At 71.4% G+C, this 9,593-nt stretch carries 10 protein-coding genes; 5 read left to right on the top strand and 5 right to left on the bottom strand.

What is annotated here, in order from left to right; genetic code table 11:
• Window positions 1-85: 85 nt before the first annotated feature.
• The 5 genes from folP to KUM32_RS10835 all read left to right on the top strand — a co-directional run bounded on the left by folP (window position 86) and on the right by KUM32_RS10835 (window position 3,302).
• Entirely contained in the window at window positions 86-976 is an 891-nt protein-coding gene (gene folP, locus KUM32_RS10815; RefSeq protein ID WP_217141627.1) for a dihydropteroate synthase, read from the top strand.
• Complete coding sequence (locus KUM32_RS10820; RefSeq protein WP_217141628.1) at window positions 973-1,479, top strand: nuclear transport factor 2 family protein; 507 nt, start codon at window positions 973-975, stop codon at window positions 1,477-1,479. The genes folP and KUM32_RS10820 overlap by 4 nt, the downstream gene beginning before the upstream one ends.
• A gap of 307 nt (window positions 1,480-1,786) precedes the next feature.
• Window positions 1,787-2,146: a dihydroneopterin aldolase gene (gene folB, locus KUM32_RS10825; protein WP_217141629.1), complete on the top strand. Its 360-nt coding sequence runs from the start codon at window positions 1,787-1,789 to the stop codon at window positions 2,144-2,146.
• Complete coding sequence (gene folK, locus KUM32_RS10830; RefSeq protein WP_217141630.1) at window positions 2,143-2,754, top strand: 2-amino-4-hydroxy-6-hydroxymethyldihydropteridine diphosphokinase; 612 nt, start codon at window positions 2,143-2,145, stop codon at window positions 2,752-2,754. Before folB ends, folK begins: the two co-directional genes overlap by 4 nt.
• A gap of 59 nt (window positions 2,755-2,813) precedes the next feature.
• Complete coding sequence (locus KUM32_RS10835; RefSeq protein WP_217141631.1) at window positions 2,814-3,302, top strand: DUF3180 domain-containing protein; 489 nt, start codon at window positions 2,814-2,816, stop codon at window positions 3,300-3,302.
• Window positions 3,303-3,514: 212 nt separating this feature from the next.
• Here KUM32_RS10835 and folE read toward each other — a convergent pair whose 3' ends face one another.
• The 5 genes from folE to KUM32_RS10860 form a co-directional block, all read right to left on the bottom strand.
• Window positions 3,515-4,120, bottom strand: coding sequence for a GTP cyclohydrolase I FolE (gene folE / locus KUM32_RS10840; protein WP_217141632.1), 606 nt, complete (start codon window positions 4,118-4,120; stop codon window positions 3,515-3,517).
• A gap of 122 nt (window positions 4,121-4,242) precedes the next feature.
• Window positions 4,243-6,282 carry an ATP-dependent zinc metalloprotease FtsH gene (gene ftsH, locus KUM32_RS10845; RefSeq protein ID WP_217141635.1) on the bottom strand — a complete coding sequence of 680 codons (2,040 nt, stop codon included), beginning with the start codon at window positions 6,280-6,282 and terminating at the stop codon, window positions 4,243-4,245.
• A 196-nt stretch (window positions 6,283-6,478) separates the two neighbouring features.
• Window positions 6,479-7,039 carry a hypoxanthine phosphoribosyltransferase gene (gene hpt, locus KUM32_RS10850; RefSeq protein ID WP_059301661.1) on the bottom strand — a complete coding sequence of 187 codons (561 nt, stop codon included), beginning with the start codon at window positions 7,037-7,039 and terminating at the stop codon, window positions 6,479-6,481.
• A 74-nt stretch (window positions 7,040-7,113) separates the two neighbouring features.
• The gene (gene tilS, locus KUM32_RS10855; protein ID WP_217141633.1) at window positions 7,114-8,160 is read right to left on the bottom strand and encodes a tRNA lysidine(34) synthetase TilS; all 1,047 of its coding nucleotides are present in this window, start codon (window positions 8,158-8,160) and stop codon (window positions 7,114-7,116) included.
• 190 nt (window positions 8,161-8,350) lie between these two features.
• The gene (locus tag KUM32_RS10860; protein ID WP_217141634.1) at window positions 8,351-9,478 is read right to left on the bottom strand and encodes a zinc-dependent metalloprotease; all 1,128 of its coding nucleotides are present in this window, start codon (window positions 9,476-9,478) and stop codon (window positions 8,351-8,353) included.
• Window positions 9,479-9,593: the final 115 nt, after the last annotated feature.

The raw sequence follows: 9,593 nt of genomic DNA on the forward strand, positions 1-9,593 counted from the left end.
CCCACAACCCGCACCCCCGCCCGCGTACCCCCCGCCCAACCGCCGGAGGCACAGGCACCTCACCCACGGGGCCTACGCTGAACACATGAGCAAGCAGACCGGCCGCCGCCACCTGGCGGGACTGACCGCATGGGACCGCTGTGCGGTCATGGGGGTCGTCAACGTGACCCCCGACTCCTTCTCCGACGGCGGCCGATTCTTCGACACCACGGCCGCCATCAAGCACGGCCTCGACCTGGTCGCCGAGGGCGCCGACCTGGTGGACGTCGGCGGCGAGTCCACTCGGCCCGGCGCGACCCGCGTCGACGAGGACGAGGAGCTCAGGCGGGTGGTCCCGGTCGTGCGCGGTCTGGCCTCCGAGGGCGTCACCGTCTCCGTCGACACCATGCGCGCCTCCGTCGCCGCGCAGGCCCTCGCCGCCGGCGCCGCCCTCGTCAACGACGTCAGCGGCGGCCTCGCCGACCCCCGGATGATCCCGGTCGTCGCCGACGCCGACGCCCCCTTCGTCGTCATGCACTGGCGCGGGCCCCTGGAGGGCGGCAACGTCAAGGGTGCCTACGACGACGTCCTCACGGAGGTCATGGACGAGCTGCACGCGCGCGTGGAGGCCGTCCTCGCGGGCGGCATCGCAGCCGACCGGGTCGTCGTCGACCCCGGCCTCGGCTTCTCCAAGGACGCCGAGCACGACCTCGTCCTCCTGGCCCACCTCGACCGCCTGCTGACCCTCGGCCACCCCCTGCTCGTCGCCGCCTCCCGCAAGCGGTTCCTGGGCCGGGTGCTCGCCGGGCCGGAGGCCACCCCGCCACCCGCGCGCGAACGGGACGCGGCCACCGCCGCCGTCTCCGCACTCGCGGCGCACGCCGGAGCATGGGCCGTCCGCGTGCACGAGGTGCGCGCCACGGCGGACGCCGTACGGGTCGCACGCGCCGTCGAGGGGGCCCGGACGGCGTCCACGGGCCCGGAAGGAGCCCGGTGAACGCCCCTCACCTCGACGTCGAGCAGGTCGAGGCCGCCAACACCGCCTTCTACGAAGCACTGGAGCAGGGCGACTTCGAACAGGTGTCGGCTCTCTGGCTGACCCCCTCCGACCTGGGCATCGACGAGTCGTACCACGACCCGGCCGACGCCGGGGTGGTCTCCTGCGTGCACCCCGGCTGGCCGGTCCTCACCGGTCGCGGCGAGGTCCTCAGGTCGTACGCGCTGATCATGGCCAACACCGACTACATCCAGTTCTTCCTCACCGACGTGCACGTCTCCGTGACCGGCGACACCGCCCTGGTGACCTGCACCGAGAACATCCTCAGCGGCGGCCCGGCCCCCGAGGGCGGCGACGAGCTCGGTCCGCTCGTCGGACAGCTCGTGGTCGCCACCAACACGTTCCGGCGCACGCCGTCCGGCTGGAAGCTCTGGTCGCACCACGCCTCGCCCGTACTGGCGGAGCAGAACGACGACGAGGAGAGCGAGGACACACCGCCCTGACACACCTCCCCGACGCACCTCCCCCGACCGACCGGACCCGACCGGTCCCGAACCGACCGGTCCCGGACCGCCCCGGGGAACCAAGGAGTGGCCGGAATCACGGACCGCCGGGTACGGGTGGCCACCAACCCGTGATCAGCCGGGGCCGCCAGGGGAAACACCCGGTGAAACCTCCCGGCCGCCACCCGGCCCCACACACCCCGTGGCCCGGCACCGTCGGTGCCCGCGGGTAGATTCGACTGAGGCCGGCGCACCGCCCGCACGCGGTACGGACCGGCCGAGACCGACGACTGCAGGAGTGATTCGCGTGGATCGTGTCGCGCTGCGCGGCCTCAAGGCCCGCGGGTACCACGGTGTGTTCCCCAGGGAGCGCGAGGAGGGCCAGACCTTCCTCGTGGACATCGTCCTTGGCCTGGACACCCGTCCGGCCGCGGCCGACGACGACCTGGCGAAGACCGTGCACTACGGCATCGTGGCCGAGGAGGTCGTGGCCGTGGTCGAGGGCGAGCCCGTCAACCTGGTCGAGACCCTCGCCGAGCGCATCGCCCAGGTCTGCCTCAAGCACGAAGGGGTCGAGGAGGTCGAGGTCTGCGTCCACAAGCCGGACGCGCCGATCACCGTCCCCTTCGACGACGTGACCGTCACCATCATCCGGAGCCGTGTATGAGCACCCCCTTCACCAGGGGTCCCAGCGACCCGACCGTACAGCCGGTGCCCGCCTCCGTCATCGAGCAGGTCGACGCCGCCGACTCCACGCTGTCCAACCCCAAGCGTGCCGTCATCGCCCTCGGCGCCAACCTCGGCAACCGACTGGAGACCCTCCAGGGCGCCATCGACGCCCTGGAGGACACCCCGGGCGTGCGCGTCAAAGGGGTCTCACCGGTGTACGAGACGGAGCCGTGGGGCGTCGACCCCGGCAGCCAGCCGTCGTACTTCAACGCGGTCGTGGTCCTGAAGACCACCCTGCCCCCGTCCTCCCTGCTGGAGCGGGCGCACGCGGTCGAGGAGGCGTTCCACCGCGTGCGCGACGAGCGCTGGGGACCGCGCACCCTCGACATCGACATCGTCGCCTACGCCGACGTCGTCTCCGACGACCCGCAGCTCACCCTCCCCCACCCACGCGCCCACGAGCGCGCCTTCGTCCTCGCCCCCTGGCACGACGTCGACCCCGACGCCCAGCTGCCGGGACACGGCCCGGTCGGCGATCTCCTGGCCGCCGTCACGCGGGCCGGAGTCGCGCCCCGCGCCGACCTGGAACTCCGGCTGCCCGAGTAGTCGTTAAGGTCGAGAAGGTCAGACGACCACGCAGGGGAACCGAAGGGACACGGGACACCGTGAAAGAGTTGCGCATCAGGGTGCTGGCCGGCGTGTTCGCCGTCGCCGCGATCCTGTCCTGGGCGGGCGCCCGCCTGTGGAACTCGATCGGGAGTCTCCCGAGCGTCCCCCTGGCCGCCCCCGTCGTCCTCGCCCTGATCGCCGTGATCCTCCTGGCCACGGCGCTCTCGATCCGCTCCCGCCTGAAGGCCCAGCGCGACCGCGTCCCCGGCGCCAAGGGCGTCGACCCGATCATGGCGGCCCGCGCCGTCGTCTTCGGCCAGGCCAGCGCCCTGGTGGCCGCCCTCGTCTCCGGCATGTACGGCGGCACGGGCGTCTTCCTCCTGGAGTACCTCGACGTCCCGGCCCGCCGCGACCAGGCCGTCTACGCCGGGTTCTCGGTCGTGGCGGGCATCGCCGTGATAGCGGCCGCGGTCTTCATGGAGCGGGTCTGCAAGCTCCCGGAGGACGAGGACGACGACCACCCGGGCGCCGCGTCAGCGGCCTGACCCGCCACCACGCCGGGCATCCGGCCTCCCGCCGCATGCCCGCTCTCCCACCGGGCACCAGCACCGCCGGGGGCCACCGGCCCTGCCAGGCCCCGCCCCGCCAGAAGCCCGCCCCACCAGGCGTCAGCCCCGTCAGCACTCAGCCGGACACGCCCCCGCTCCACCGCGCGCCACCGCGCGCCACCGCGTCAGGCAGCGCGGGTCAGCGCGGGTCAGCGCGCCATGATCAGGCTCATCGCCTCGTTGCGCGTGGCGACATCCCGCAGCTGGCCGCGCACCGCCGAGGTGAGGGTCTTCGCCCCGGGCTTGCGGATGCCGCGCATCGACATGCACATGTGCTCGCACTCGATCACGACGATCACCCCGCGGGGCTCAAGGATCTCCATCAGGGAGTCGGCGATCTGCGTGGTGAGACGTTCCTGCACCTGCGGACGGCGCGCGTAGACGTCCACGAGGCGGGCGAGCTTGGACAGGCCGGTGATCTTGCCGCTGGTGGACGGGATGTACCCGACGTGCGCCACGCCCCGGAACGGCACCAGGTGGTGCTCACAGGTCGAGAACACCTCGATGTCCTTCACCAGGACCATCTCGTCGTGACCGAGGTCGAACGTCGTCGTCAGCACGTCCTCGGGCTGCTGCCACAGGCCGGCGAATATCTCCCGGTACGCCCGCGCCACCCGCGCCGGCGTCTCCCTCAGACCCTCGCGGTCCGGGTCCTCGCCGACCGCGATGAGCAGTTCGCGTACGGCGTTCTCGGCCCGCTTCTCGTCGAACTCGCCGATCTGGCCGTCGCCGTCCAGCGTCACGGGGTCGGTCATCTGGTGCCTCGTTCCTGTCCTGTCTGCGCTCGGCATACCGAAAACGCCGCGCCCCCCAAGGCTAGAACCTGGGGGGCGCGGCTTACATTCCGGGCCCGGTGGGGCCGCCGGGAGTGGCCGGGTCAGCTCTTCGGGCGGTCCTCCGGCGCTCGTTCCGGTGCCGGGGCGGGCTCCACCGTGGTGCTCTTTGCGGTGGAGATCGCCGCCGTCGCGCCGTTCGCGCCGTTCGTCAGTGCGAGCTCCTTCGGGGAGAGCACCGGCGGGCGGGTGGACGGCGTACGGCGGGAGGAGCCGGTCCAGGCGGGCCGGGCCGGGCGCTTGACGATCTGGGAGAAGATCTCGGCGATCTCCTCCTTGCCGAGCGTCTCCTTCTCCAGCAGGGCGAGGACGAGGTTGTCGAGCACGTCGCGGTTCTCGACCAGGATCTCCCAGGCCTCGTTGTGCGCCGTCTCGATGAGCTTCTTGACCTCTTCGTCGACCAGCGCGGCGACCTCTTCCGAGTAGTCGCGCTGGTGGGCCATCTCCCGCCCGAGGAACGGCTCGGTGTTGTCGCCACCGAACTTGATCGCGCCGAGGCGCTCGGTCATGCCGTACTGCGTGACCATCGCACGGGCGAGGCCGGTGGCCTTCTCGATGTCGTTGGCGGCGCCCGTCGTCGGGTCGTGGAAGACGAGTTCCTCGGCCGCGCGACCGCCCAGCATGTAGGCGAGCTGGTCGAGCATCTCGTTGCGCGTGGTCGAGTACTTGTCCTCGTCCGGGAGCACCATCGTGTACCCCAGGGCCCGGCCCCGGGAGAGAATGGTGATCTTGTGGACCGGGTCGGAGTTCGGTGAGGCCGCCGCGACCAGGGCGTGTCCGCCCTCGTGGTACGCGGTGATCTTCTTCTCCTTGTCCGACATGATCCGGGTCCGCTTCTGCGGGCCCGCGACCACACGGTCGATCGCCTCGTCCAGCATGTGGTTGTCGATCAGGCGCTGGTCGCTGCGGGCCGTCAGCAGGGCGGCCTCGTTCAGCACGTTGGCCAGGTCGGCACCGGTCATGCCGGGCGTGCGGCGGGCGACGGCCGCCAGGTCGACGTCCTCGGCGACCGGCTTGCCCTTCTGGTGGACCTTGAGGATCTCCAGGCGGCCCTGCATGTCCGGACGGTCGACGGCGATCTGCCGGTCGAAGCGGCCGGGGCGCAGCAGCGCCGGGTCGAGGATGTCCGGGCGGTTCGTCGCGGCGATGAGGATCACGCCGCCCTTGACGTCGAAGCCGTCCATCTCGACGAGGAGCTGGTTCAGGGTCTGCTCGCGCTCGTCGTGACCACCGCCGAGGCCGGCGCCGCGGTGGCGGCCGACCGCGTCGATCTCGTCGACGAAGACGATGGCGGGAGCGTTCGCCTTGGCCTGCTCGAACAGGTCACGGACCCGGGAGGCACCGACACCGACGAACATCTCGACGAAGTCGGAACCGGAGATCGAGTAGAACGGCACACCCGCCTCGCCCGCGACGGCACGCGCGAGCAGGGTCTTGCCGGTACCGGGCGGGCCGTACAGCAGCACGCCCTTGGGGATCTTGGCGCCGACTGCCTGGAACTTGGCCGGCTCCTGCAGGAACTCCTTGATCTCGTGGAGCTCCTCGACGGCCTCGTCGGAACCGGCGACGTCGGCGAACGTCGTCTTGGGGGTGTCCTTGGTGATGAGCTTGGCCTTGGACTTGCCGAAGTTCATGACCCGGGAGCCGCCGCCCTGCATCTGATTCATCAGGAACAGGAAGACGACCACGATCAGGACGAACGGCAGCAGGGAGAGCAGAATCCCGACGAACGGGTTCTGCTTCGACGGCGACACGGTGTAGCCGTCGGGGATCTGCTTGTCCTGGTACTTGTTCTGAAGTGTGCTGGCGAGGGTCACGCCCTGGTCGCCGATGTAGCTCGCCTGGATCTTCGAGCTGCCCTCGACCTTTTCGCCGTCCTTGAGCTCGACCTTGATGGTCTGCTCGTCACCGGTGGTCAGCTTGGCCGACTCGACCTTGTTGTCGTTGATCGCCTGGACGACCTGGCCTGTGTCCACCGTCTTGTAGCCGCCGGACGAGCCGACGACCTGCATCAACACGACCACGGCAAGGACGGCCAGCACGATCCACATGACCGGCCCACGGAAGTATCGCTTCACGTCCATCCACACGGAGCGGTGCCGCCCCGTCCCTCCTGCCATAGTGAGTTTGATAAGACAGTTCTTCTGACGGTACCCCAGCGCGGCGGTCCTCAGCCGCACGGGACCGCTGGCGTCCCGTCTGCATGCTCCAACGGCGTGGGGGCCTCCGGGGTTCCCGGCCGGCCCCGCGAAACGCCGTGAAACGCGCTACACGGGCGCCTCAGCCGCCGTACACGTGCGGCGCGAGCGTGCCGACGAAGGGCAGGTTCCGGTACTTCTCGGCGTAGTCGAGGCCGTAGCCGACGACGAACTCGTTGGGGATGTCGAAGCCGACCCACTCCACGTCGATGGCGACCTTCGCGGCGTCGGGCTTGCGCAGCAGCGTGCACACCTTCAGGGAGGCGGGCTCGCGCGAGCCGAGGTTGGAGATCAGCCAGGACAGGGTCAGGCCGGAGTCGATGATGTCCTCGACGATCAGGACGTGCCGGCCCTTGATGTCCGTGTCGAGGTCCTTGAGGATCCGCACCACGCCGGAGGACTGGGTGCCCGCCCCGTACGAGGAGACCGCCATCCAGTCCATGGTGACGGGGGTGGACAGCGACCGGGCGAGGTCGGCCATGACCATCACGGCGCCCTTGAGGACCCCGACGATGAGCAGGTCCTTGCCCGCGTACTCCGCGTCGATCTTCGCGGCCAGCTCGGCCAGCTTCGCGTCGATCTCTTCCTTGGTGATGAGTACCTTCTCGAGGTCGGCACCCATGTCGTTCGCGTCCACCCGCATCACTTTCGGTCGTCCCACCGGCCACTCCGGAGCGCCCCGGCGACCCGTGGTCGGGTCGGTGGGAGGGTCCGGATTCAGCCTTGCCGAATCACCAGTCTGCCACCCTGACGCCGGGCGACGACTTTGCCGGGGAGGTTGATGGCTCCCTGACCGCGCCAACCGGTGATCAGCCGGTCGACTTCCTCGATGTGGCGGGCGAACAGCGCACCGGCCGGGGCACCGGCCTCGATGGCGGCGCGGCGCAGGATCCGGCGGCGTACGGCGGGCGGGAGGGCGTAGAGCTTGGCGCACTCCAGGACGCCGGTGGCGTCACGGACGCCGGGCTCGGCCTGGCGGGCCCAGGTGTCGAGGGCGTCGGCGTCGTCCCGGGAGAGCTGGGCCGTGCGGGCGAGGGCCTCGACGACGCCCTTGCCGAGCGCCTTCTCCAGGGCGGGCAGGCCCTCGTGGCGCAGCCGGGAGCGGGTGTACGCCGGGTCGGCGTTGTGCGGGTCGTCCCAGACCGGGAGGGACTGGACCATGCAGGCCTTGCGGGCGGTCTGCCGGTCGACCTGGAGGAAGGGCCGCCGGTAACGGCCGCCGGCCCCCGAGACCGCGGCCATGCCCGACAGTGAGCGGATGCCGGAGCCGCGGGCGAGGCCCAGCAGGACGGTCTCGGCCTGGTCGTCGCGGGTGTGGCCGAGCAGGACCGCGGCGGCGCCGTGGCGGGCGGCGGCGGCGTCCAGGGCGGCGTAGCGGGCGTCGCGGGCGGCGGCTTCGGGCCCTCCCGCGCGGCCGACGGTCACGGCGGTGGCCTCGACGGGGTCCAGGCCGAGTTCGCGCAGGCGCAGGACGACCTCTTCGGCGCGCAGGTCGGAGCCGTTCTGCAGGCCGTGGTCGACGGTGACGCCGCCGGCGCGGATGCCGAGCCGGGGGGCTTCGAAGGCGAGGGCGGAGGCGAGCGCCATGGAGTCGGCACCGCCGGAGCACGCCACGAGCACGAGCGGTGAGGGCGGGCGCTCGGGCGTTCGGTCGGCGGTCGTCGCGGCGGGGACGCCGGCCGAGGTGTTCAGTTCGGTGAGGATGTCGTGGAGGACGCGGCGGACCGCCAGGCGTATCGCCGCGACCGCAGGATGGGGACCCATGTCCGGTGCCCTTCATGAAGTTTCGGGGGGAAGCCCGAGGTTCGGTCACGCAGAGTGTGTAGATGGTGACAGAAACGGGCCGTTCCCTGAGCATCGCACGCCTACGGAAGGCTCACGGTCCCTCGGACGGGTGATTGGAGGGGCGTTCGCCTGCCGTCGGCCGGATTCGTTCACACCTCGTCCGCGGGGCTCACGACTCCGGCTTGCGGTGCACCCGCGCGATCCAGTCCGCCGGTTTGGCGATCTCCGACTTGGTGGGGAGCGTGTTGGGCGAGGTCCAGACGCGGTTGAAGCCGTCCATGCCGCACTCCTCGACGACGGCCCGCACGAAGCGCTCGCCGTCCCGGTACTGGCGGAGTTTGGCGTCCAGGCCGAGCAGCTTGCGCAGCGCCAGGTCGAGGCGGGAGGCGCCCTTGGCCCGGCGCTGCTGGAACTTCTCGCGGATCTCCCCGACGCTCGCCACGACCGACGGGCCGACCCCGTCCATCACGAAGTCGGCGTGCCCCTCCAGCAGGGACATCACGGCGGTGAGCCTGCTGAGGACCTCCCGCTGGGCCGGAGTCTGCACCAGTTCGACCAGTGACCGGCCGCCGTCGTCCTCCTCGCCCTCGGGGCGGCCCCCGGCGAGGGTCTGGGCGGCCTCGCGGAGACGCTCCAGCACGGTCATGGGGTCGACGTCGGTCTCCGCGAGGAACGACTGGATCTCGCCCTCGAGGTGGTCGCGCAGCCAGGGCACCGCGGTGAACTGCGTGCGGTGCGTCTCCTCGTGCAGGCACACCCACAGCCGGAAGTCGTGGGGCTCGACGTCGAGCTCGCGCTCCACGTGCACGATGTTCGGCGCGACGAGCAGGAGCCGGCCGCCGCCGTTCGCGCCGGCGGGGAGTTCGCGGGTGGCCGGGGCGAAGGTCTCGTACTGGCCGAGGACGCGGGAGGACAGGAACGACAGCAGCATGCCGAGCTCCACGCCGGTGACCTTGCCGCCGACGGCGCCGAGGACCGCGCCGCCCGGGGTGCCGCCGCGTCGCTCCTCCATCTTCTCCAGCAGGGGCTTGAGGAGCTCCCGGAACCCGGCGACGTTGGCCCGGACCCAGCCCGGGCGGTCGACGACGAGGACGGGGGTGTCGTGGACCTCGTCGGTGGCCATACGAGTGAAGCCCCGGACGTGTTCCTCCGAGGCTTTGGCGTGGCGGCGGAGTTCCGCGACGACGGCCCTGGCCTCGTCGCGGCTCACCTCGGGGCCCGGCCGTACGAGCCGGGTCGCGGTCGCCACCGCGAGATTCCAGTCGACCATGCCGGAAGATGCGCCGATGCTCGTCATGCGTCAACGGTACGTGAGCGCCGCCCCTGGGGGCAGGCTGTGCGGGGCGGTGGGGTGGGCGGCGGGCGGGCGGTGCCACGGGGCGGCCGGTGGGGTGGCGACACCGGTGCGGGGC

The organism is Streptomyces sp. AC627_RSS907 (genome assembly GCF_019049165.1).